Source organism: Frankia sp. R82 (assembly GCF_023716925.1).
Lineage (GTDB): Bacteria > Actinomycetota > Actinomycetes > Frankiales > Frankiaceae > Frankia.
On sequence record NZ_JAMQQG010000044.1, the window covers coordinates 1 to 22,963 of the forward strand.

Below are 22,963 nucleotides of genomic sequence, written 5' to 3' on the forward strand. Positions count from 1 at the left end.
CGCGCGATCCGTGGGCACCGGGCGCATGAGTCCACGCCGCAAGCGGGACGGCCGCCCCCGCCCTGCGCACCCGCCTGCGCACCACCGTGCCCGCCCCTCGTCGCCCACCCACGTCCCCCGGCACGAACGCCGGTGCCGCGGCCGGGCCCGGTGGGAACGGCGCTGCGGATGCTCACGTCCGCCCGGGTCCCGCGGGTGGGGGCCTGGTGCGGCTGCTGCCGGGACTGCCGCGCCGGGTGGTGCGGGCGACCTACCGCAGCTATCTGCTGCGCACCGATCCGGTGCGCTACGCGCGGCGCATCGGGGTCCGGGTGGGGGACGGATGCCGGTTGGTCGAGATCACCGCGGCCACGTTCGGCACCGAGCCGTATCTGATCCGACTGGGCCATCGGGTCGGCATCGCCGGCGGGGTCCGGTTCATCACGCATGACGGCGCGGTGACCCGGCTGCGCCGCAGGCATCCCGACGCCGACGTGGTCGCCCCGATCCGGATCGGTGACGACGTCATGATCGGGCTGAACGCCGTCATCATGCCGGGCGTGACGATCGGCGCCGACGTCATCGTTGCCGCCGGCGCCGTGGTGATGCGGGACATCTCCGCCGGCAGCGTCGTCGCCGGTGCGCCGGCCCGGGTCATCTCCGATGTCGAGCAGTGGGAGCGCCGGGCACTCGCCCGATCGGTGGGCACCGGGCGCATGAGTCCACGCCGCAAGCGGGAGGTGTTCCTGGCCCGCTTCGCCGCCCAGCTCGACGCCGACCTCGACGTCGACCCCACGGCGGAGCGCCGGACCGATCCCAGCACGCACCGCGGTGCCGACCGCGGTGCCGACCGCGGTGCCGACATCGGGGCCGACATCGGGGCCGCGGCGGCGTCCCGGGTGGAGCGGGAGCGGAAGCCGTCTGATATTGTTAGCCTTGCTAAGTAAATGACGTGAGGTGCGACCCAGGACGACAGGGGCAAACCGGGCGTCGAATCGAAGGTCACGTTTCGGTCAACGATTGGTCGATCGGGTCCGTCGGCTGTGTCACAGACCCTCGGGAGCGATCCCTCCCGGTGGGAAATGCCAGGATGGACCCAGAGCCGGCCGACGATGGCCGACGCCGCAGGCGGCCCTGCGTCACGGGTTCGCCGCCGGCGGGGTCGCCATGGCGTTGCCGCAGGGGCGTGGCCATGGTGGCAAGCCCCGCAGCCCGCGGGTGACGGGCGGCGGGTGACGAGGAGGAGAACGATGGACAGCTTCGGCAGTACCGGATCGCTCGCGGTAGGTGACCGCACCTACACGATCAGGCGGCTGGACGCGGTGCCCGGGGCCGGTCGACTCCCCTACAGCCTGAAGGTGTTGCTGGAGAACCTCCTGCGCACCGAGGACGGCGCCAACATCACCGCGGACCATGTCCGGGCGCTGGCGAACTGGGACCCGTCGGCCGCGCCGAGCCAGGAGATCCAGTTCACCCCGGCCCGAGTGATCATGCAGGACTTCACCGGCGTCCCCTGCGTGGTGGACCTCGCCGCGATGCGCGAGGCGATGGCCGCGCTCGGTGGCGACCCGGCGAAGATCAACCCCTTGGCGCCGGCCGAGCTGGTGATCGACCACTCGATCATCGCCGACCACTTCGGCCGTCAGGACGCCTTCGAGCTCAACGCGACGCTCGAGTTCGGCCGCAACCGGGAGCGCTACCAGTTCCTGCGCTGGGGTCAGGCGGCGTTCGACAACTTCACCGTCGTCCCGCCGAACACCGGCATCGTGCACCAGGTCAACCTGGAGTACCTGGCCCGGGTCGTGTTCACGAAGGACACCCCGGAGGGCACGCTCGCCTACCCGGACACCCTGGTCGGCACCGACAGCCACACCACGATGATCAACGGTGTGGGCGTGCTCGGCTGGGGCGTCGGCGGCATCGAGGCCGAGGCCGCGATGCTCGGCCAGCCGGTCAGCATGCTCATCCCGACCGTCGTCGGTTTCAAGCTCACCGGTGAACTGCCCGTCGGCACCACCGCCACCGACATGGTGCTCGTCATCACCGAGATGCTGCGCAGGCACGGCGTCGTCGGCCGGTTCGTCGAGTTCTACGGCGAGGGCGTGGCGAACCTGCCGCTGGCCAGCCGGGCGACCATCGCCAACATGAGCCCCGAGTACGGCTCCACCTGTGCCATCTTCCCGGTCGACGGCGAGACGCTGAACTACCTGCGCCTGACCGGCCGTCCGGCCGCGCAGGTCGCCCTCGTCGAGGCCTATGCCAAGGAGCAGGGGCTCTGGCTTGACCCGAGCTTCGAGGCCGACTACACCACCACTCTTGAGCTCGATCTTTCCACCGTGGTGCCGTCACTGGCCGGCCCGAAGCGACCGCAGGACCGGGTGCCGCTGTCCACCGCGAAGGCCGCCTTCCGCGCCGCGCTGCCCACCTACGCCAAGGCCACCACCCTCGCGAACGGCGGTGCCGACGAGGCCGACGCCGAGTCGTTCCCGGCCTCCGACCCGGCCGCGGCCTTCGCCGACAAGCCGTCGGACGCCCCGGTGTCGGTCAACGCGGTCGCCGGCCCCGTCGCCGACCGTCCGTCCCGGCCGACGCCGGTGACCCTGGCCGACGGCACCGCCGTCGAGCTCGACCACGGCGCGGTCGCGATCGCCGCGATCACGTCCTGCACCAACACGTCCAACCCGCAGGTCATGATCGGCGCGGCCCTGCTGGCCCGCAACGCCGTCGAGAAGGGCCTGACCCGCAAGCCGTGGGTGAAGACCACCCTGGCCCCGGGCTCCAAGGTCGTCATGGACTACTACAACCGGGCCGGGCTCGTGCCGTACCTGGACAAGGTCGGCTTCAACCTGGTCGGCTTCGGCTGTACGACCTGCATCGGCAACTCCGGGCCGCTGCCCGACGAGATCAGCGCCGCGGTCAACGAGGCCGACCTCGCGGTGGTCAGCGTCCTGTCCGGCAACCGCAACTTCGAGGGCCGGATCAGCCCCGACATCAAGATGAACTACCTGGCGTCCCCGCCGCTGGTCGTCGCCTACGCGCTGGCCGGCACGATGGACATCAACCTCGATACCGACCCGCTGGGCACCGGTTCGGACGGCCAGCCGGTGTACCTGCGCGACATCTGGCCGAGCGAGGCCGAGGTCACCGCGGTCGTCGCCGACGCCGTGCAGGCGGAGATGTTCGAGTCCGACTACGCCGACCTCTCCGGAGACGAGCGCTGGCAGGCGCTGCCCATCGGCGACGGCGGCGCGGTCTCCCAGACCTTCGGCTGGGTACCCGACTCCACCTACGTCCGCCACCCCCCGTACTTCGAGGGCATGGCGGCCAAGCCCGAGACCCGCACCGACATCGTCGGCGCCCGGGTCCTCGCCCTGCTCGGCGACTCGGTCACCACCGACCACATCTCACCCGCCGGCAACATCAAGAAGGACTCGCCGGCCGGCCGTTACCTCACCGAGCACGGCGTCGCCCCGCTCGACTTCAACTCCTACGGCTCACGGCGCGGCAACCACGAGATCATGATCCGTGGCACCTTCGCCAACATCCGGCTGCGCAACAAGCTCGTTCCCGGGGTCGAGGGCGGCGTGACCCGCCACCTGCCGGACGGCGAGCAGCTGGCCATCTACGACGCCGCCCAGAAGTACGCCGCCGAGGGGGTCCCGCTGGTCATCCTCGCCGGCAAGGAGTACGGCTCGGGCTCGTCGCGTGACTGGGCAGCCAAGGGCACCTCGCTGCTCGGTGTGCGCGCCGTCATCGCCGAGTCCTACGAGCGGATCCACCGCTCCAACCTGATCGGCATGGGCGTGCTGCCGCTGCAGTTCCCCGAGGGCCAGTCGTACGAGTCGCTCGGCCTCACCGGCGAGGAGACCTTCACCATCACCGGCCTGGCCGACGTGGACGAGAAGACCCCGACCATCACCGTCCAGGCTGGCGACACGTCCTTCGAGGCGGTCGTGCGCATCGACACCCCCGGTGAGGCGGAGTACTACCGCCACGGCGGCATCCTGCTCTACGTCCTGCGCTCCCTGCTCTGACCTTCGTCCCCGCGGTGCCGGCCGGCACCGGCATGCGGCCTCGGCTGCGGGAGCTCGACTCCCGTCAGCCGGGGCCGTTTCCGTCGGGGCTTCCTGGGGGACGAGGCGGCGTGGTCGGGAGGTGGGTGGCGAGAGCGGCCACCGGGACTTCGGGTTACTAGAAAGATACGGAGGGTGATAGCTTCCTCGGTGACGGCTGCGGTCGGCGGAGGTGTCCGGATCGGACGGGGTGCGATCTCGGTCGTCGGTGACTATCCGTGCGTCCGATATATCCGTGCGTGCCGGGGGGAGTCCGTATGCCCAGTGAGACGTCGATGGTGGCGAGGGAGACGTCGGAGCAGACGGGGCCGTCGGTGCCCACCGTGCCCTCCGCGCCGCCGGGTGGCCGGTCGGCCCCGCTGGTGCCGCAGCCCAGTGGGCCACGGCTGCGGCGCGCGCCGGTGGGCGTGGCCCGGCCAGCAGTGGCGGTGCCGAAGGCGTCCGGACCCCTGGAACGCCGGTTGAAGGTGCTGGTCCTGGTCGGTACCCGCCCGGAGGTGGTCAAGCTCTCCCGGGTCCTCGCGGTCCTCGACCGCGCCGTCGACCTGCGGCTCGTGCACACCGGGCAGAACTACGACCACGAGCTGTCGCAGATCTTCTTCGACGAGCTCGGCGTGCGCCATCCCGACCACACGCTCGACGCCGCCGGCGCCACCCCGGCGGAGACGATCAGCCGGCTGATCGGCCAGATCGACCCGGTCCTCGCCGCCGAGGCACCCGATGCCGTACTCATCTACGGCGACACCAACACCTGCTACGCGGCGATCGCGGCCAAGCGACGTCGGATCGCGGTGTTCCACCTCGAGGCCGGCAACCGCTGCTTCGACGAGCGGGTCCCCGAGGAACTCAACCGCCGGGTCGCCGACCAGCTCAGTGACGTCCACCTGGCCGCGACCGAACGCGCCCGCGGCCACCTGCTCGCCGAAGGACGCCCGACCGAACGCATCTTCGTGGTCGGCTCGCCCGTGCGGGAGGTGCTCACGCACTACGCCCCGCTGATCGACACCTCCACCGTGCTCGCCACCCTGGGCGTCCAGGTGGGACGGTACCTGGTCGCCAGCATCCACCGGGAGGAGAACACCAACCGGCCCGAGGCCCTGCACGCGCTGGTGGAGTCGCTCAACCGGCTGGCCGTCCGGTACCGGCTGCCTGTGATCGTCTCCACCCATCCGCGTACGCGTGACCGGCTTGCCGAGCTGCGCCGCGCCGGTCGGGCCCCACTCGTCGACGACCGGATCCGGTTCTGCCGGCCGTTCGGATTCAGTGACTACATCGCGTTGCAACGGGCGGCCCTGTGCGTGCTGTCCGACAGCGCCGCCCTGACCGAGGAGGCCTCCCTGATCGGGTTCCCGGCCGTGCTCGTGCGGGACGCCCATGAGCGCCCCGAGGGGATGGATCGCGGTGTGCTGGTGTCCAGTGTGCTGCACCCCGACCGGATCCGCGCCGCCGTCGAGCTGGTCGTGCGCGAGGCCGAGAGCGACCGCCGCCCGCGGATCGTCGCCGACTACGCCGCGGACGACGTCTCCCGCCGCGTCGTCCACATCATCGTCAGCTACGTCGACCACATCCGCCGCACCGTCTGGTTCGACGACCCGCCCCTGCCCACCGGTTCGGCCTCGACAACGTCGGCCCCCGCGGAAAGCCACTGACACTCGCCGATCCATTGCTCGGTGTAATCGAATGCCCGGGCTCGTCGCCTGCTCTTGAGCAAGAACCCATGGTCGTGCGGGTCGGGTCTCACCGTCGTCGGGTGATCGGCGTTGCTCCTGGTAATTATCGAAAGTGAGATCGACGGTCACTCCCCACCCGGTCCCAACCGGCTGCCGCGTTCAACCTGAGATGTCGTAATCTGTGGCGATCGGGTGATCGGGGGCGGTATGTGGGGCGCTGACGGCATGCAGATGCCCGGCTGGCACGGAAACGACGGTAACGCGGCCTATCTGGACAAGACACTTCGGCACCAGCCGATCGAACTTGCTCTGGACGAAAGCGTCTCCGGCCTGGAGATCTGGCGGATGTTCGCCCGGGCGACGCTTGTGTCCCTGTTCGTGATGGTGGCCTTCTTCACGCTTGCGATCGTGGTCGCGCTGCTGCAGGGGCTTTCTGACAGCAGCGGTGACAGCGGTCTGGGTGGCTTCGGCTACGCCGCCGCCGGAACCCTGGTCAAGATGGGCACCTTTGTCTCCACGGCTGTCTTCTGGATCCTCTTTCTGGTCCTACGGCACCGGGAGCCGGTCGGGGAATGGCGCGTCCTGCTGGCGGACTCCGCCGACCGGACGACGTCCGTCTACACCCAGATCGCTGGCACGGTACGAAAGCGTCAGATTCCAGTGAACGTGTCCTATCGCCGGGTCGCGACCGGGCTGGGGCGCCGCGAGGTCAGCAGTCGCCTGATCCTCACCTATGAGGACTACACCGCCTACGTCTCGGTCTTTCCGTACGGCACGGGCCTGTACCTCGGCTGGATGATGTGGCGGAACCGGCGTGGCGCGAAGCTGGTCGTGCAGTTTTTCGCCGACCTTGTCGGCACGCTGCTGGGGCGGACGGATCCCGAAGGAAGGATGTTGCGAACGGAGTCGGCGCGGGCGATGCGGGAGGGAGTGCATGCCGCCTGTCGCGAGGGCCTGTATGTCGCTCTGGACGGACGCGATGTACCTGCCGAGTTCGGCTTTCCCGACGGTCTCCCGCCCATCGACGAGCAGCGGGTTCCGGTCGCCCACGCGAGCCGAACCGCGCCGGCCGGCCCAGTTCCCGCGCCCGGTACGGGGCCCCGACCATGGCCATCTGGTCCGGCGGTGCCACCCGGTCAGCCCGGCCAGCCGTGGTCACCGAGCCAGCCGGCGCCACCAGGGCAGCCGTGGCCGCAGCAGCAGTTTTGGCAGGCGGAGCAGCCTCAGCAGTCCTATGGACCGGGAAGCTACGGGCCGTCGGGTCATGGTGGCGAGGTGGGGCAGTCGCTGCCTCCTGGACTGCCACCGGCCCCGTTCTGGGACGCTGCTGATCACCATCAGCAGGACATCGACCGGACCTACAGCCCGGAGTCCGACAATCCTTATCGGATTTACCCGTCGCAGGAGCAGGCGCACGGGCCTGTTTCACCCTGGCCACCGCCGGACGAGGAAGCCGGGACGCATCGGTGAGTGCGCACGGGGCGCCAGGGGAGGACGACGTTCTGATCGAGGCGTCGGAACTCGGCATCTGGGCATGGGTTGGTCTGCGGCTGTTCCCAGGCGGCCAACGGGCGACGGCGGCCACGCCAGATGCCCTCGCGGACCAGCACCACGCCGCCGCTCGGGCGGGCGACCAGGAGTGGCTGGCTGCGCATGGCACCGCGGGTGACGGAAACCGGTTCGAGATTCGGTATACCAACGATCCATCCACCAGGACGGTCAGCGCCGTTCTGCTCGGCCAGATCCACCGTCCGCCCCATGCCGGAACCGATATCGTCGCCGCCGCGCGGGTCCTGCGCGACGACCTGGCCGCGACCCCCGGCCACGTGCGGGCCGAGGCGCTCACCTCGGCGGACGAGATCCGCCGCCAGCTCCGGCCGTTCACGCCGGATCTCGGCTCGGTGTTCGAGGTCCGAAAGCGGCTGGCCTGGGCGCCCTGCACCCGCCGGGATACCGGCCGGTGGATCTGCCTGGCCGTCGTCCCGTTCGATGGCGGCGGGCTCACCTGGGAGGCGGTGTGGGCAGAGCTTGCCGACCTGCCACACCGGGCGCTGGTCAGCGTGTGCCTGGAGCCCTATTCGATCAGCCCGGGACTGCGGATCCGTCTGCAGAATCTCGCCGGTGAGTACACCCGACTGGCCGCGCCAGGCACGGCGGTGCCGGTCTGGGGTGTCGCGGTCGCCTCCGATCCGTTCGCCGCGGCCGTTGCCCCGCTCTACCTGGACGCGGTGCGGCGCTACGTCGGCCGCGTCTACCGGCTGCGCATCTCGATCGTCAGTGAGGCACCGCTGCCGGCCAGGTTCGCCGAGACGCTTGCCGGCACGGTCAGTGCGTCCGGCGACGGCGCCGCGGTGGTGTGCCGCCCGGTCGGGCACGAGGCGCAGCTGGCCTGGCAGCACATCGCTGTCTCCGGCCAGGGCTGGCTGGACGCCGCCTACCGTCAGGGCGTCCCGCCGGGCCAGTTGAGACCGGAGGAGCAGATCCTCACCGATCTGGTGGACGCGCGAGAGGGCGCCGCAGCCTTCCGGTTGCCGTACCAGCTGCCCTGGCGTCGCCCCCTGTTCGACTCGGGCGAAGCGCCCGCCGCGTCCGCCGCGTCCGCCCCGTCGGTGCCGGCTGCCGTAGAGCGCTACGACCTGTTCGTCAGCTACAGCCGGCTCAACGGAGAATGGGTGCACACCGTTCTTGTGCCTCGGCTGCGCGCGGCGGGTCTGCGGGTGGCGATCGACAGCGAGAACTTCCGGATCGGTGCCCCGATCCTGAGTGAGATCGAGCGCGTCCTGGAGGAGAGCCGCCGCACCCTGCTGGTTCTCACTACTGCCTACCTGCGCAGCGAATGGGCCGAGTTCGAGCACCTGCTGACCCAGACCGCGGATCCTGCCAACCGCCGGCTGCGCATCATCCCCATCCTGTTGGAACCGGTCCGCCTGCCGGCTCGCATCGCGATGCTGAACCATCTCGACCTGAGCCGACCACAGCGGGTCGAGGAGGGTCTGCACCGGCTGATCGGACAGCTCCTCGGTCCGGTGGGTGCCGGTTCGGATCAGGGATCTCCCGGATCCGGAAACGGTGATCGTCCCGAGAACTGGGGGACGTAGAGTACTGAACCGGCTGTGGAGGGTGACCACACCTGCCCGGGTACTGGGATGCCACCGTCACGTTCGTCCATGCCGTCGAAGAGGGAACCGCGAACACCCGCGGCGCGCTCGACTCCGGCGACCCGTTCGACCTCCTCGCCGACGTCGGGGCCGGCCATGGCCCCCCGGCCCCCCGCCGCCAGCCGGTGTTCTCGGCGCCCTGGCGGGCCTCCGTCAGGATGAGGGTGGAATCAGGGATCTCCCGGACGCAGAAGGTACCCGTCGTCGCGAAGGCTTTGGGACGCCAGGCACTGAACAAACTGTGGAAGGTGACCGGATGCCCGGGTACTGGGATGCCACCATCAAGTCCGTCTATGCCGTCGAGCAGGCGACCGAGAACACGCTCGGCGTGGTCAATCCGGGAGGCGCGTACGACATCCTCGCGGATGTGGAGGTCGGCGGCGGGCTCATCTCGTTCGGTGGCGCGAAGTATGTCCTGACCGTCACCGTGCGGAACCAGAGCACCTATCAGATCGTCTATACGGACAGCGCCACGGGTACCTTCTCCCCGCAGGGTGGTCAGCTGCCGCCGACCGCGAGTCAGGAGATCCGGGTGGCGGTGCCCGACACCGGGACCGCCAGCGAGGGCGACGTGCTCGACGTGATCGCCACCTTCCGGCTCACCTCCGGCGCCTTCACCAACGCGACCACGGACACGAGCCCGCGCTTCGTGGTCTCGAACCCGCTCTGACTGGCGGGCCGCCAGCCGGCGTCGCCGAGTCGACGCCGGCCGGCGGAAATATTTGTACCGAATAAGAACCTGGGATGGCCCCGGCGGGATTGCCGCCGGGGCCATCCTGTCTGTAGCGGTATGGGCGCCTCGCGGCGGTAATGCGGCGTTTGGTCCGGTCGGTGCTGTCGCTCGGGTGGCAGCAGCCTGCCTGACACCTGGCCTGGCCATGAAAGCGGCCGAAAGGCCAGGTCAGCGATATTTTTCGGGATGGTTGCGCCGCTGGGGTGATCAGGGGTCGATGGTCCTTTGTTGAGGTGTGCCACGAAAAAGCATGTTGGATGCCGGCGGTCCACGGCAGGATTACGTACACGGCAACGGCAACGGCAACGGCAACGGCGTCGCGGGGAGGGACGATCGTCGTGGAAGGTGCGTGGGTTGTCACCGAGAAGAATTCGCGGACATATCCCGGCCTGGTGGGTCGGGATCGGGAAATCCGGTTCATCGAAAGCCTGCTTTCTGGTGATGTCTCACGCTGTAACACGTTGGTCATGCGCGGCGAGCCGGGGGTCGGGCGGACCGCGCTGTTGCGGCATGCCGAGTGGCGGGCCACCACACCGGGCGGGCCGTCGGCACGGGTGCTGTGGCTGCGGGGAGCCGAGTCGGAGTCGGCGCTGCCGTGCGCCACACTCGCCGATCTGGTGCTGCCGTTGCGGGGGTGTCTGGGGGAACTCCCCGATGCGCAGCGCTCCGCGCTGGAGATCTGCCTCGCGCTCGGGGAGGGCGCACCGCCCAGCCCGTACGCCGCCTGCGCGGGCACCCTGAACCTGCTCGCCGCCGCGGGGGAGCAGCATCCACTGCTGGTGCTCGTCGATGATCTGCAGTGGGTCGACGAGGTGTCGCGGCAGGTGCTGCTGTTCGTCGCCCGGCGGCTGGTACGGCAGCGGGTCACGATGCTGATGGCGATCCGTGCGGATGCGGTGTCGATGATCGACGGCTCGGGACTGCCGGGCATCGAGGTGGGCGGGTTGTCCCGGGACGCCTGCGCCGAGTTGTTCGCCTCCCGCGGCGTGCCCATTGCGCCGTGGGTGCTCGAGGATCTGGTGCACCGGCTGGGCGGTAACCCGTCGGCGTTGCTGGACACGGTGGAGGCGCTGCGCGCGACGCAGCTCGGTGGGAACGAGCCGGTGCCCGAGTTGCCCGCGCCCGGGCGGCGCCTGCACCGGGCCTGGGCGGAGCGCATCGACGAGCTGCCCGAGTCGACCCGGGCAGCCCTGGTCATGCTGGCCATCGGCAACGGCCTGCCCGCGGCCACCCTGGAACGCGCCCTCGTCGTCGATTCCGGTTCGCTCGCCGACCTCGACGCCGCCCACCGGGCGGGCCTTGTCCGCCACGGCGAACGTCTCCCGTCTGACGCCGGGTTGGGCACTGCCGGGTTGGGGGGTGCTGGGCTGGGGGGCGCGGTGAGCCTGGTTCATCCGCTGCTGCGGGCGGTGGTGCTGGAACGGGCGTCCCCAGCGGCACGGCTGCGGGCCCAGGCGGCCCTCGCCGAGGCCTGCGACGGGGATGCCGGGGTCTGGTTCGCGGCCGCCACGGCCAGCGGGCCGGACGACGAGATTGCCCTGGCGCTCGCCGAATCAGCGAGGCCCGCCCGCGCCCGGGCCGGCTACGGGGCATCGGCGCAGGCCTGGCACCGCGCGGCCGAGCTCACCGCCGACCATGCGCTGCGGAGTGCACGGTTCCTGCGGGCGGCGACGGATGCCAGCCTCGCCGGGTTCGCGCAACAGGCCTGCGCCTGGGCGGACGCGGCAGGCCGGGACGGCACCGACCCTGCCGTGCGGGCCGATGCCGATCTGATTCGCGGCCGGATTCTGATGTGGTCGGGACATCCGACCCGGGCGTACGAGCAGCTGGTCCACGCGGCGGTGGCGGCGCGGGAGCACGACCCGGGCCGGGCGGCGGCGCTGTTCGCCGAGGCTGTCCAGGCCGCGCTGCTGGTTGGCCGGACCGACCTCGCGGTCCGCACCGCCGGCCATGGCACGTCACCGGCCGGGTCCCGCGGCGCGTCGGATGGCGTGGGCGGCGAGGACGATCTGCCCGGGCACGGTCAGGGCGGGCTGATCTACCGGGCACGCGCTCTGGCCGTGGCCGGTGAGGTGGAGACGGCACGGGTGTGCCTGCGCGATGCCGCCGACCAGCTACGCGCCGCCGACCCCGTCGCCGACCAGCAGTTGCTCACCGTTGCCGGCCACACCCTGCTCGACCTCGAACGGGAGCCCGCCGCCGCGCGGTTGTTGTCCACCGTCGTCGAGGAGGCCCGCCGGGCCCATGCCCCGGCCATCCTGCCGTACGCCCTCGCGGTGCGTGGCCAACTGGAATGCTGGCGCGGCCTGTGGGCCGCGGGGTACGCCGACGGTGAGGATGCGCTGCGCTGGGCCGAAAAGCTCGGGCAGGTTTCCGCGCTCGGCCACAGTCTGGTCCTGCTCGCCCGGATCGACGCGGCCCGGGGCGACCGCGAGCTGTGCGAGCGGCGCATCGCCCGGCTCCGAGCCGAGTCCGGCCCGTATGGCATCGATCTGCTCGACCTGCATGCCGACAGCGTGCTGGGCCTGGCCGCGATCGGGGACGGCGACCACGACGCGGCGGCGCTCGCCCTGACTGCCGCGTGGGACCGGGCCCGTCGGCACGACCCCGGCAGCCTCATGGCGATTCCGCTCGCCGCGGACCTCGCCGAGGCGCTCATTCGCGCCGGTGACCAGGCCCGCGCGACCCCGATCGTCGACTGGCTCGCGCACCGGGCCCGCGCCACCGGTCTCGCCTGGCCCGCTGCCGTCGCGGCCCGCTGCCGTGGGCTGATGGCCGACGGGCTCACCGCTGCCGAGGCGGCGTTCACCGACGCCGATCGGGCCCTGGATCGGCGTCGAATGCCCTTCGAGCGGGCCCGGACCCGGCTGTGTCAGGGCGAGGCCCTGCGACGACTACGCCGCCCCGCCGCGGCCCGGCCGCCGCTGCGGGAGGCTCGCGTCCTGTTCGAATCCCTCGGCGCCCGCCCCTGGGCCCGGCGGGCCACCGCCGAGCTGCTCGCCGCCGGCGGTGGCGGTCGCAGCCCGCAGGCAGGCCCCGACCACGGCCTGGATCGTGGCTCGGGACGCGGTGCGCACCGCGTCCCGGACCATGGTCCGGATCGCCGGCCCGGGCCCTGGGAGTCCGGTGCCTCACCGGTGCCGATCGACCAGCTGACTCCCGCCGAACTCCAGGTTGCCCGTGCCATCGGCGACGGGATGAACAACGCCGAGGCCGCCGCCGCTTTGTTCGTCTCCCGTAAGACCGTGGAGACCCACCTGACCCGGGTCTACCGCAAGCTCGGTCTGCGCTCCCGCTCCGAGCTGGTCCGCGCCCTTGTGATCGCGCGTGTCCCGGGCCCCCGGTCGGATGACTGAGCACGGGTCCGGCCCGACCGGTCAGGCGGGCGGGCGGTCAGTCGCGGTCGGCGGGCGGGTCCTCGGCAAGCAGCGCGACCAGAGGTGCGTACAGGGCTGGGGGAGCGGCGACGGTGAGGCCCTCGCCAGCCGGGCCGCCCCGCAGGTCGCTGACCCGCAGGCCGGCCTCGGCGGCGATCAGGCCACCGGCGGCGTGGTCCCAGGGCTTGAGGCCGCGCTCGTAGTAGGCGTCGAGGGTGCCGGCGGCCACGGCACACAGGTCCAGGGAGGCCGCGCCCATCCGGCGGATGTCGCGAACCCTCGGGATCACCCGGGCAACCACCGTGGCCTGGGCAGCCCGGCGACCCTCGGTATAGCCGAAACCGGTGGCGACCAGCGCATGGCCCAGCTCCGACTCGGTTGATCCGGTCAGCGCCACGCCGGCCTGGGATGCACTGCCGGCCGAGGCCGGCGCGTGGCGAAACGCCCCGCCGCCGCGGGTCGCGGTGTAGGTGACGCCCAGCGCCGGGGCGTGCACGACGCCGGCGACGACCTCGCCGCCCACCTCGGCGGCGATCGAGACCGCCCAGTTCGGCAGGCGGTAGAGGAAGTTGACGGTGCCGTCGAGCGGGTCGACGATCCAGCGCACCCCGGTGGAGCCGGGGGAGTCGGACCCCTCCTCGCCGAGCAGCCCGTCACCCGGGCGCAGTTCGCCGAGCCGGCGCGCTACCAGCGCCTCGGACGCCCGGTCGAGCGCGGTGACGATGTCGGTCGGCGAGGACTTCGTCGACTCGGCGGCCACCGTCCCCTCCCGACCCAGGGCAAGCAGCTCCCCGGCCTCGCGGGCGATCGTCAGGGCGACGTCGAGCAGGACGTCCGGATCGGGCAGGTCGCTCATCGGAGGGCGCTCCATGCACTCGGGCGGTCGGGGCACGTGACGGTTCGCCGACGTGGCACGCTCATCCTGCCAAGAGCTCACCGATCGCGTACCGATACCCGGCGGGGACGGAGCACGCGGGGTGGTGGGGGTCGGGAACGATCGGCGGGCCCGTAGGATCGTTGTCGTGGTTGCAGCAGACGGATCGGACCGATCGACCCGCGGGGTGCCCGCGAAGCCCGCCCTCGACGGCATCGAGGCACGCTGGTCGGCCGTATGGCAGGACGAGGGCACGTATGCCTTCGACCGCACGGCCGAGCGTGCCCGGGTGTACTCCATCGACACCCCGCCGCCGACCGTCTCCGGGTCGCTGCACGTAGGCCACGTCTTCTCCTACACGCACACCGACGTCGTCGCCCGCTTCCAGCGGATGCGTGGCCGCGAGGTCTTCTACCCGATGGGGTTCGACGACAACGGCCTGCCGACCGAGCGTCGGGTGCAGAACTACTTCGGCGTGCGCTGCGACCCGTCCCTGCCGTACGACCCGGCGTTCACCGCGCCGGCGAAGCCCGGCAAGGACCAGCTGCCGATCTCGCGGCGCAACTTCGTCGAGCTGTGCGAGCAGCTGACCCTCGAGGACGAGAAGGGCTTCGAGCAGCTGTGGCGCCTGCTCGGCCTGTCCGTCGACTGGTCGCGCACCTATGCCACCATCGACGCCCGCTCGCGGGCCGTCGCGCAGCGGGCGTTCCTGCGTAACCTCGCCCGCGAGGAGGCCTACCTCGCCGAGGCGCCGACCCTGTGGGACGTCACGTTCCGCACCGCCGTCGCCCAGGCCGAGCTGGAGGACCGGGAGCGTCCCGGCGCCTACCACACGCTGGCCTTCCCTCGGACGGCCGCACCCTCCGGTGCCGCTGTTGCCGAGGTCGCGGCGGGGTCCGACGCCGATCCAGTGATCATCGAGACGACCCGGCCGGAGCTGCTGGCGGCCTGCGTGGCGCTGGTGGCACATCCGGACGATCCGCGCTACCAGCCGCTGTTCGGCTCCACGGTGCGCACGCCCCTGTTCGAGGTCGAGGTGCCGGTGGTCGCCCACCGGCTCGCCGACCCGGACAAGGGCTCCGGCATCGCCATGATCTGTACGTTCGGTGACCTCACCGACGTCATCTGGTGGCGCGAGCTGCGCCTGCCGACCCGGGCCGTCGTCGGCCGGGACGGGCGGCTCGTCCCCGACGCGCCGGACGCGATCACCTCGTCCACGGGACAGGCGCACTACGCCGAACTCGCCGGCAGGACGGTGCACAGTGCCCGCACCCGCATCGTCGAGCTGCTCACCGAGTCCGGCGCGCTGCGCGGCGAACCGCGGCCGATCAGCCATCCGGTGAAGTTCTACGAGAAGGGCGACCGCCCGCTCGAGATCGTCACCACCCGCCAGTGGTACATCCGCAACGGCGGGCGGGACGAGTCGCTGCGCGCCCGGCTGCGCGGCCGTGGCCAGGAGCTGGCCTGGCACCCCGAGTACATGCGGGTGCGGTACGAGAACTGGGTGGACGGCCTCAACGGCGACTGGCTGATCAGCCGCCAGCGGTTCTTCGGCGTCCCGTTCCCGGTCTGGTACCCCCTGGACGAGGACGGCACCCCGCGCTACGACGCGCCGATCATCCCCGACGAGGCGTCGCTGCCCGTCGACCCGTCCAGCGACCTGCCGCCCGGCTACACCGAGGCGCAGCGCGGCGTGCCCGGCGGGTTCGCCGCCGACCCGGACGTGATGGACACCTGGGCGACGTCCTCGCTCACCCCGCTGATCGCCAGCGGCTGGGGCAGCGACCCGGACCTGTTCGCCCGGGTCTTCCCGATGGACCTGCGCCCCCAGGCCCACGAGATCATCCGGACCTGGCTGTTCTCCACCGTGGTGCGTTCCGAGGCCGAGTTCGGCGTGCTGCCGTGGTCGAACGCGGCGATCTCCGGCTGGATCCTCGACCCGGACCGCAAGAAGATGTCGAAGTCCAAGGGCAACGTGGTCACCCCGCTGGCCACCCTGCAGGAACTCGGCTCGGACGCGGTCCGCTACTGGGCCGCCTCCGGGCGCCCCGGTACCGACACCGCCTACGACGTCGGCCAGATGAAGACCGGGCGTCGCCTGGCCATCAAGATTCTCAACGCCAGCCGCTTCGCGTTGGGCCTCACCGCCGAGCCAGATGCCACCGAAACGGGTGTCGCCGAAACGGGTGTCACCGAGACCGCGCCGGATGCCGTCGCCTCCGAACCGGCGCGTCTGGCGGCCGCGGTGGTCGAGCCACTGGACCGGGCGCTGCTCGCCGCGCTCGCCGACGTCGTGGACGCGGCCACCGTCGCGCTGGACGGCTACGACTACGCTCGGGCACTCGAGCTCACCGAGTCGTTCTTCTGGCGGTTCTGCGACGACTACGTGGAGCTCGTCAAGGGCCGGGCCTACGGCTCGTTCGGTGCCGAGGGCGCCGCGTCCGCGCAGGCCACGCTGACGGTGGCGCTCTCGGCGCTGCTGCGGCTGTTCGCCCCGGTGCTGCCGTTCGTCACCGAGGAGGTCTGGTCCTGGTGGCAGACCGGCTCGGTGCACCGCGCCCCCTGGCCGGACGCGGCCGAGATCCGCAAGCTCGCCGACTCCGGCCGTCCCGACCTCCTCGACGCGGTCGGCACGGCGCTGGCCGGTGTGCGCAGGGCCAAGTCCACGGCGAAGGTGTCGATGAAGGCCGAGGTCGCCGAGGCCCGCATCGCCGGTGACGCCGACGTCGTCGCTCTCGTCGGGGCCGCCGCCGCCGACCTGCGCAGCGCCGGCGGCATCCGCGAACTCACCCTCACCCCCACCACCGGCGACCTCACCGTCGACGTAACCCTGGCCTGACCCCGCGTCCGTTCTGGGAACCGTTGCAGGAGCGGTGGCGGTGGCGGTGGCGGTTCCGCGGAACCGTGGACGTCTGCGTGTCACGTCCGCGCCGGCTCGCTCGTCCAGGTAAGGAGGCTGTCGAGCCCGCCGGAGGTTTCCATGACGTCGACCGACCCGTCGTCCCCCGTCTCGTCCGACCCGGATGTCTCGTTCGTCCTGGGCGCTGCGTCCGAGGCGGCAGCTGCTGGGGTGGCGGCGCTGGCCGAGGAGTTCGAGGGGGAGCGGGGGCATCTGCGGGCGGTGGCCTACCGGCTGCTCGGGTCGTTGGCCGACGCCGAGGACGTGGTGCAGGAGGCCTGGCTGCGGCTTCAGCGGGTCGACGCGGATGAGATCGACGATCTGCGGGCGTGGCTGACGGTGGTCGTCTCGCGGTTGTGTCTGGACCAGCTGCGTTCGGCCCGGGTCCGGCGGGAGGGATATGTCGGCCCGTGGCTGCCCGAGCCGCTGGTCCGCTGGTCCGGCGGTGGCAGGGGCGGCGGTCGCGGTGGCGAAGTGGACGGGCTGGGTGCGGGGGTCACCGGATCAGGTGCCGTGGTCGGAGCCATCGGGGTAACCGGAGCCATCGGGGTAACCGGGGCGGTCGCCGCGGCCGGGACGACCGGCGGGGTGGACGGGCAGGCGGATCCGGCCGACCGGGTGACGCTTGCCGAGTCGGTGAGCATGGCCATGATGGTTGTGCTGGAGGCGCTGAGCCCCGCCGAACGGACGGCCTTCATCCTGCATGACGTGTTCGGCTACGACTTCACCGAGATCGCCGACGCCACCGGACGAACCCCGGCAGCGGCCCGCCAGCTCGCCAGCCGGGCGCGCCGGCACGTCCGGGACCGATCGGTGCGCTTCGAGCCTGATCCCAGGCTGCGCCGGCAGGTCGCCGACGCCTTCCTCACGGCCGCCGCCGGCGGCGACCTCGCCGGACTCACCACCCTGCTCGACCCGGACGTCATCGTCCGCTCCGACGGTGGTGGCCTTGCCCGCGCGGCCCGCCGTCCCATCTTCGGCGCCGACCGCGCCGCCCGGTTCGTCATCGGCATTATCGACAAGGGCCTGGTCGACGCCGGCCCGCAGGCCTGGACCCGCCCCGTCGAGGTCAACGGTGAACCCGGCTTCGCCTACCACGACGGAACGCAGCTACGTACCATCGCCAGCCTGCACATCGTGGACGGCCGGATCGCCGAGATCAACATCGTGGTGAACCCCGACAAGCTCCGCCACCTCACCGCCGCCTCCACCCACCCGGCCTGACGATGATCGAACCCGGCACCTGGCCCGACAGTCGGCCCGCTGGCTCGGTCCGATGCCTGCCCGCCGTCTGCCGTCCGCCGACCAGCCGTGAGAAACCGTCCGCATCCGAAGGATGGCTCAGAGCGTCAACTGCTACGCCTCGTGACCATCCGGCCCGCTGACGGCCGTATCGCCGGCGCACATCGACTGGTTGATGGGTGCTGGCGACACGCCCGGGACGCTTCTACCGGGACGAAAGGGGCAAATTCGCGAAATTAGCCCTGTACAAGGACCACAAAGATCGACACGCCCGGGAATTCGTGGTGTGGCGGCGCAGGAGTGTAATAACGGTGCGTAGCTGCCAGGTCGATGGTGCCGGCGGTTAAGCCGAGGGTGCTGGGGAAGCTGGCGGTGGTCGATGCTGGCGGTCAGTCGAGGCGGCGCAGTTCCCTGCGGTAACGCTGGCCGTTGGCGGCGTAGATCGAGGCGCCGAGGAGCTGGATCGACGGATCGTTGCCGGGGACGATCGTGGCTGGGATGCCCAGCGCCCGGGACCGCTCCGGGACCCGGGTGCCGCCGACGACGACGGCGCCGGCCCCGACCAGCGCGCCCCGCCCGATCCGCACCCGGTGCAGCACGATCGAGCCGGAGCCGATCAGGACACCGTCCTCGACGACGCAGCCCTCCAGATGGGCCAGGTGCCCGACGGTGCAGTCGTCCCCGACAACCGTCGGGTACTCGTCGGTGGCGTGGATGACCGTGCCGTCCTGGATGGAGGACCGGGCGCCGATGATGATGCGCCCGTAGTCGCCGCGTAGCACCGCCGACGGCCACACCGTCGACTCGGGCCCGATCGTCACCGACCCGATGACGGTCGCGTCCGGATGGACGTAGGCGGTCGGGTCGATGGCGGGGACGGCATCCCCCAGGGCGTACACGGCCATCCGAGCTCCTTGCCGGTGAGGATGTGGTGCGATCGGCCCATCCTGCCCGCCGTGCCGCCCTGATGCGGGCCCGGCCGGGGACCCGACCGGGAGGGCTAGTCGATGTCCAGCTCGGGTCGGAGCATGCCGGGAGGCGGGGCGCCGGTGGCCCTGGCCCAGGTGCGGGCGGCGGCGCGCTCGGCTGCCAGGCGTCCCAGGCCGATCGCCAGGCCCGAGATCGCCGCCCAGGCGATGGCCTCGACCAGCGCCGTGTCCGGGTCGGCCGGGTTCACCGGCGGATCGGACCGGCGCACCTTCTTGTATGCGAGGGTCACCCCGCGGCTGGCCGCCGTTCCGGCGAGCGCGGTCGCCGCGCCGCCGACGACCTTCCAGCCCAGTTTCGATGCCGCCTTTGCCACCCCAACGTCCCTTCTGCTGCTGAGCGGCCCAGGTGGGCCGGCTCGTGCTGTCCTTTCCCGGATGCCGTCGGTTACTCCAGACCGGCCGACGCACCGTACGCCGTCCGCCGTTCCGCCTTCCTATCTGATCACGTCGGCGTGCGGATTACCGGCGGTGGGACGGCCCGGGTCGGGAGACGGCGCACGATGGCCTAAGGTGCTGAACCGTAGTGGCTCCAACCATCAGTAGCTCCGACCACCAACAGGTCCGGCCGTCAGCATGTCTGGCCGTCAGCATGTCTGGCCATCCCGTGGCAGAAGCAGGAGATCGATGACCGCCACCGAGCCGACCATCACCACCCCACCGGGGTGGTATCAGGGAGCGGCCCATCCGGGGCAGGGGCAACCGGGTCAGGTGGAGGTGCTCGTGCGACGGCTGGACCCGGAGCTCGCCGGGCCGGTCTACGCGCAGCCGTCCGACGCGGGTGCGGACCTGGTCAGCGCGTCGGATGTGACGCTGGCACCGGGGGAGCGGGCGGTGGTCGGGACCGGGACGGCGATCGCGCTGCCCGAGGGGTATGCGGCGTTCGTACATCCGCGCAGTGGTCTGGCCGCCCGCCACGGAGTGACAGTGGTCAACGCGCCGGGGACGGTGGACGCCGGTTACCGTGGTGAAATCAAGGTTGTTCTGATCAACACCGATCTGTCCGAACCGGTGACGTTGCGGCGGGGGGACCGGATCGCGCAACTGGTCGTCCAAAGGGTCGAGCATGCGCTGTTCCGGGAGGTCGACGAGCTGCCCGGTTCGGTGCGGGGCGTCGGCGGCTTCGGCTCGACCGGCGGTTTCGGAGAGACAGGAATGGAGACCACGGGTGTTCGGCCGCCGGCGTAGAGAAGCAGAGTCAGACGACGCGCCGGAGGGTACGCCGGGATCCAGGTCCGGCGCGGCGCAGGCCACGGCCAGCGAGGACGGCCTCGGCCAGGCCATCCCGGACGTGCCGGACGGCCCGTACGACGTCACCGAGTCGCCGCAGGACGGCGTGCACCGGCTTGACCTCGGTGCGCTGCGGCTGCCGGCGTTGCCGGGCGTCCAGGTGCAGTTCCAGGTGGAGGAGGCGTCGGGGCAGCCGCTGACCGTGGTCGTCACCGACGGGCGTAGTGCGATGGAACTGTCCGTGTTCGCCGCGCCGAAGAGCCGGGGGCTCTGGGACGAGGTGCGCGCCGAGATCCTCGCGGGGGTCGAGGCGTCCGGCGGGGCCGAGGCCGGCGGCTCGTTCGGGCGGGAGCTGCGGATTCCGCTGCCCACGGGGCGGCCCCGGGAGTCCGTCCCCGCTCGCATGATCGGAGTGGATGGGCCGCGCTGGTTCCTGCGGGCCGTGGTGACCGGTGCCGCGGGCAGTGATCCCGGCGCGGCGCCGCTGCTCGAGGAGACCCTGCGCCGGGTGGTGGTGGCCCGTGGTGACGAGGCGATGCCGGTGCGGGATCCGCTGCCGCTGACCCTGCCTCGGGAGGTCGCCGACCATCCGGACGGTCCCGGCGCGGCGACCGCCTCGGCCACCAGCGGACGTCCCGGGCTGCCCACCCCGGGCGTGCGTACCGCCGAAATCCGCTGACCGTCCGGCTACGTCGCCAGATCACTCGATTGGGCGGCTGTGCGGGGGCACACTGTCCTTCGGTCGTTCGTTGCAACAGACGTGTCCGGGCAGACCTGCTCGCGCGGGATCGGAGGAGCGGTGGGCGAGCCACGCGGTTGGTGGGGGCGCAAACTCCACAGGCTGACTGCTGGGGTCAACGAGCTCGACGCCGAGGACCTGCAGGCCGCCGCCGCGGCGGCCGGCGCCGCCCCGGTGAGCCGCTGTCGGGACCGGGATGAGATCTGCGTCGCGGGTACCATCCAGGCGGTGACGGTCCGGGCCGGCTCCGGGGCGCCGAACCTCAAGGTCGACCTGTACGACGGCAGTGGCACGGTGACCCTGGTCTTCCTCGGCCGGCGCGACATCCCTGGCCTGCGGGCCGGTGCACCGGTCAAGGCCTCCGGCCGTGTGACGCTGTCGGATGACCGGCCGACCATCTTCAATCCGCGTTACGAACTGCTACCGGTGTCCTCCGCCAGCGCCTAGCTCCGCCCGGCGGCAGGTAACCGACCGACCGACAGGAATCTCCACCGACGATGCCAGGACTGCCCGCTCCCGAAACCCCGCCGACGACGCTTTCCGAGGCCATCGGCGGGCCACGGGGAATCATCGACAGCTCCCTGCCCACCGTGGCGTTCGTGGCGGTCAACGCTCAGGCCGGGCTGACCGCCGGGATCGTGGTCGCCGTCGTGGCCGCCGCCGCGTTGCTGGTGTTGCGGATCGTGCGGCGCGAGCCGGTGCAGCAGGCCTTCTCCGGGTTGTTCGCGGTGGCGTTCGCGGCGTTCGTCGCCTCCCGTACCGGGGACGCGAAGGGCTTCTTCCTGCCCGGCATCGCCAAGAACGCCGTGGGCGTGGTGGTGGCGCTGGCGTCGGTGGCGTTGCGCCGGCCCGTCGTCGGCTATCTGATGGCCGGTCTCGACCTGCGCTATCTCGGGTGGCGCGACGATCCCCGCCAACGGCGGGCCGCGATTTGGGCCACCCTGGTGTGGGCCGTGGTGTTCGGGGTGCGGTTCGTCGTGCAGGGTGTGCTCTACCTCGCCGATCAGGACGGCTGGCTGGCGGCGGCGAACATCGCGCTCGGCCTGCCCCTGTTCGGTGTCGCTGTCCTGGCGAGTTTCGCCATCGTGCGCCGTCTCGCGCCGCTGCCACCCAACCCCCCCGGTCCGGCCGACCCGTCCGTCGTCGAAGGCGAGGTTGTCGCCAGTGACCGGCTCGCCGACGAACGGTAGGGGCGGGGCATCGGCGGGGCGTCGGGGCCGGTGGAGCCCGGCACGCTGATCATCCGTCGATGGGCGCGGGCGGGCCGAGCAGAACGGCGAGCTGGTCCTCGGCCTCGGTGCTGGTGACGACGGCCAGCACCTCGTCGCCCGCCTCGAGGGTGGCGTCGGGGGAGGGGATCACCGGGCGCCCGTCGCGCAGGATCACCACAAGCGCACTGTCGGCGGGCAGCTCGATCTCGCCGACAGCCCGTCCGGCGACGGGGGCATCCGCGGCGAGGGTCAGTTCCACGAGCGAGGCGTCGCTCTGGCGGAACCGCATGAGACGGACCAGATCTCCGACGCTGACCGCCTCCTCCACCAGCGCGGTGAGCAGCCGTGGCGCGGACACGGCGACGTCCACCCCCCACGACTCGGTGAACAGCCACTCGTTGTCGGGATGGTTCACCCGGGCCACCACCCGGGGCATCCCGAACTCGGTCTTCGCCAGCAGCGAGACGACCAGGTTCACCTTGTCGTCCCCGGTGGCGGCGACGAGCACGGCACAGTCGTGGAGTCCGGCGGCGTCGAGCTGGGCGAGCTCGCAGGCGTCGGCGAGCAGCCACCGGGCGCCGGGCAGCGCGTCCAGGCGGACCTTCGCCGGGTCCCGTTCGATCACCAGCACCTCGGAGCCGTTCTCCAACAGCTCGGCGGCGATCGACCGGCCGACCTTGCCGGCGCCGGCGATCACCACCCGGCGCCCGGACGGGCGACCAGCCGGCCCGGTCGCGGCCGTCGCCACCGCGGCTGTCGCTGGTACGGCGTTTCCTGCCGGTACGGCGGATG

At 71.6% G+C, this 22,963-nt stretch carries 17 protein-coding genes; 13 read left to right on the forward strand and 4 right to left on the reverse strand.

Annotated elements, in window-relative coordinates; translation table 11 throughout:
* Nucleotides 1–206: 206 nt before the first annotated feature.
* From ND747_RS11155 to ND747_RS11185, 7 genes are all read left to right on the forward strand, one after another.
* Entirely contained in the window at nucleotides 207–926 is a 720-nt protein-coding gene (locus ND747_RS11155) for an acyltransferase (RefSeq protein ID WP_251733443.1), read from the forward strand.
* Between the two features lie 303 nt (nucleotides 927–1,229).
* On the forward strand, nucleotides 1,230–4,013 hold the full coding sequence (locus tag ND747_RS11160; RefSeq protein WP_251733444.1) for an aconitate hydratase: 2,784 nt from the start codon (nucleotides 1,230–1,232) through the stop codon (nucleotides 4,011–4,013).
* Nucleotides 4,014–4,309: 296 nt separating this feature from the next.
* A complete protein-coding gene (wecB, locus tag ND747_RS11165; protein WP_251733445.1) occupies nucleotides 4,310–5,701 on the forward strand; it encodes a non-hydrolyzing UDP-N-acetylglucosamine 2-epimerase in 1,392 nt (463 codons plus the stop codon).
* Between the two features lie 228 nt (nucleotides 5,702–5,929).
* Nucleotides 5,930–7,192: a hypothetical protein gene (locus ND747_RS11170; RefSeq protein ID WP_251733446.1), complete on the forward strand. Its 1,263-nt coding sequence runs from the start codon at nucleotides 5,930–5,932 to the stop codon at nucleotides 7,190–7,192.
* Nucleotides 7,189–8,820 carry a toll/interleukin-1 receptor domain-containing protein gene (locus tag ND747_RS29765; protein ID WP_251733447.1) on the forward strand — a complete coding sequence of 544 codons (1,632 nt, stop codon included), beginning with the start codon at nucleotides 7,189–7,191 and terminating at the stop codon, nucleotides 8,818–8,820. Before ND747_RS11170 ends, ND747_RS29765 begins: the two co-directional genes overlap by 4 nt.
* Nucleotides 8,821–9,136: 316 nt before the next feature.
* Nucleotides 9,137–9,550, forward strand: coding sequence for a hypothetical protein (locus ND747_RS11180; protein WP_251733448.1), 414 nt, complete (start codon nucleotides 9,137–9,139; stop codon nucleotides 9,548–9,550).
* Between the two features lie 401 nt (nucleotides 9,551–9,951).
* Complete coding sequence (locus ND747_RS11185; protein ID WP_374216210.1) at nucleotides 9,952–12,969, forward strand: AAA family ATPase; 3,018 nt, start codon at nucleotides 9,952–9,954, stop codon at nucleotides 12,967–12,969.
* A gap of 37 nt (nucleotides 12,970–13,006) precedes the next feature.
* On the opposite strand, the gene ND747_RS11190 is transcribed toward ND747_RS11185, so the two are convergent.
* Nucleotides 13,007–13,846 (reverse strand): inositol monophosphatase family protein, encoded by an 840-nt coding sequence (locus ND747_RS11190; protein WP_251733450.1) that lies wholly within the window; start codon nucleotides 13,844–13,846, stop codon nucleotides 13,007–13,009.
* Nucleotides 13,847–14,012: 166 nt separating this feature from the next.
* Between ND747_RS11190 and valS the strand changes: the two genes are divergently transcribed.
* Complete coding sequence (gene valS, locus ND747_RS11195) at nucleotides 14,013–16,703, forward strand: valine--tRNA ligase (RefSeq protein ID WP_251733451.1); 2,691 nt, start codon at nucleotides 14,013–14,015, stop codon at nucleotides 16,701–16,703.
* 141 nt (nucleotides 16,704–16,844) lie between these two features.
* Nucleotides 16,845–17,987 (forward strand): sigma-70 family RNA polymerase sigma factor, encoded by a 1,143-nt coding sequence (locus ND747_RS11200; RefSeq protein ID WP_251733452.1) that lies wholly within the window; start codon nucleotides 16,845–16,847, stop codon nucleotides 17,985–17,987.
* Between the two features lie 407 nt (nucleotides 17,988–18,394).
* On the opposite strand, the gene ND747_RS11205 is transcribed toward ND747_RS11200, so the two are convergent.
* Both ND747_RS11205 and ND747_RS11210 read right to left on the reverse strand, forming a co-directional pair.
* Nucleotides 18,395–18,910: a gamma carbonic anhydrase family protein gene (locus ND747_RS11205; protein WP_251733453.1), complete on the reverse strand. Its 516-nt coding sequence runs from the start codon at nucleotides 18,908–18,910 to the stop codon at nucleotides 18,395–18,397.
* Nucleotides 18,911–19,005: 95 nt separating this feature from the next.
* Nucleotides 19,006–19,308: a DUF4235 domain-containing protein gene (locus tag ND747_RS11210; RefSeq protein ID WP_251733454.1), complete on the reverse strand. Its 303-nt coding sequence runs from the start codon at nucleotides 19,306–19,308 to the stop codon at nucleotides 19,006–19,008.
* A 310-nt stretch (nucleotides 19,309–19,618) separates the two neighbouring features.
* Here ND747_RS11210 and dut point away from each other — a divergent pair, with 310 nt between their 5' ends.
* From dut to ND747_RS11230, 4 genes are all read left to right on the forward strand, one after another.
* A complete protein-coding gene (gene dut, locus ND747_RS11215) occupies nucleotides 19,619–20,179 on the forward strand; it encodes a dUTP diphosphatase (RefSeq protein WP_251733455.1) in 561 nt (186 codons plus the stop codon).
* A gap of 94 nt (nucleotides 20,180–20,273) precedes the next feature.
* A complete protein-coding gene (locus ND747_RS11220; RefSeq protein WP_374216212.1) occupies nucleotides 20,274–20,900 on the forward strand; it encodes a DUF3710 domain-containing protein in 627 nt (208 codons plus the stop codon).
* Nucleotides 20,901–21,020: 120 nt separating this feature from the next.
* Complete coding sequence (locus tag ND747_RS11225; protein WP_251733457.1) at nucleotides 21,021–21,407, forward strand: OB-fold nucleic acid binding domain-containing protein; 387 nt, start codon at nucleotides 21,021–21,023, stop codon at nucleotides 21,405–21,407.
* Nucleotides 21,408–21,457: 50 nt separating this feature from the next.
* Nucleotides 21,458–22,150, forward strand: coding sequence for a DUF3159 domain-containing protein (locus tag ND747_RS11230; RefSeq protein ID WP_251733458.1), 693 nt, complete (start codon nucleotides 21,458–21,460; stop codon nucleotides 22,148–22,150).
* Nucleotides 22,151–22,199: 49 nt separating this feature from the next.
* On the opposite strand, the gene ND747_RS11235 is transcribed toward ND747_RS11230, so the two are convergent.
* Entirely contained in the window at nucleotides 22,200–22,919 is a 720-nt protein-coding gene (locus tag ND747_RS11235; RefSeq protein WP_308204606.1) for a TrkA family potassium uptake protein, read from the reverse strand.
* Between the last annotated feature and the right edge of the window lie 44 nt (nucleotides 22,920–22,963).

Coding starts and splice junctions, on each gene's coding strand:
- ND747_RS11160 (WP_251733444.1), top strand. CDS start 1,230: ATGGACAGCTTCGGCAGTACCGGATCGCTCGCGGTAGGTGACCGCACC.
- dut (WP_251733455.1), top strand. CDS start 19,619: ATGACCGCCACCGAGCCGACCATCACCACCCCACCGGGGTGGTATCAG.
- ND747_RS11170 (WP_251733446.1), top strand. CDS start 5,930: ATGTGGGGCGCTGACGGCATGCAGATGCCCGGCTGGCACGGAAACGAC.
- ND747_RS11190 (WP_251733450.1), bottom strand. CDS start 13,846: ATGAGCGACCTGCCCGATCCGGACGTCCTGCTCGACGTCGCCCTGACG.
- wecB (WP_251733445.1), top strand. CDS start 4,310: ATGCCCAGTGAGACGTCGATGGTGGCGAGGGAGACGTCGGAGCAGACG.
- ND747_RS11180 (WP_251733448.1), top strand. CDS start 9,137: ATGCCCGGGTACTGGGATGCCACCATCAAGTCCGTCTATGCCGTCGAG.
- ND747_RS11230 (WP_251733458.1), top strand. CDS start 21,458: ATGCCAGGACTGCCCGCTCCCGAAACCCCGCCGACGACGCTTTCCGAG.
- ND747_RS11205 (WP_251733453.1), bottom strand. CDS start 18,910: ATGGCCGTGTACGCCCTGGGGGATGCCGTCCCCGCCATCGACCCGACC.
- ND747_RS11200 (WP_251733452.1), top strand. CDS start 16,845: ATGACGTCGACCGACCCGTCGTCCCCCGTCTCGTCCGACCCGGATGTC.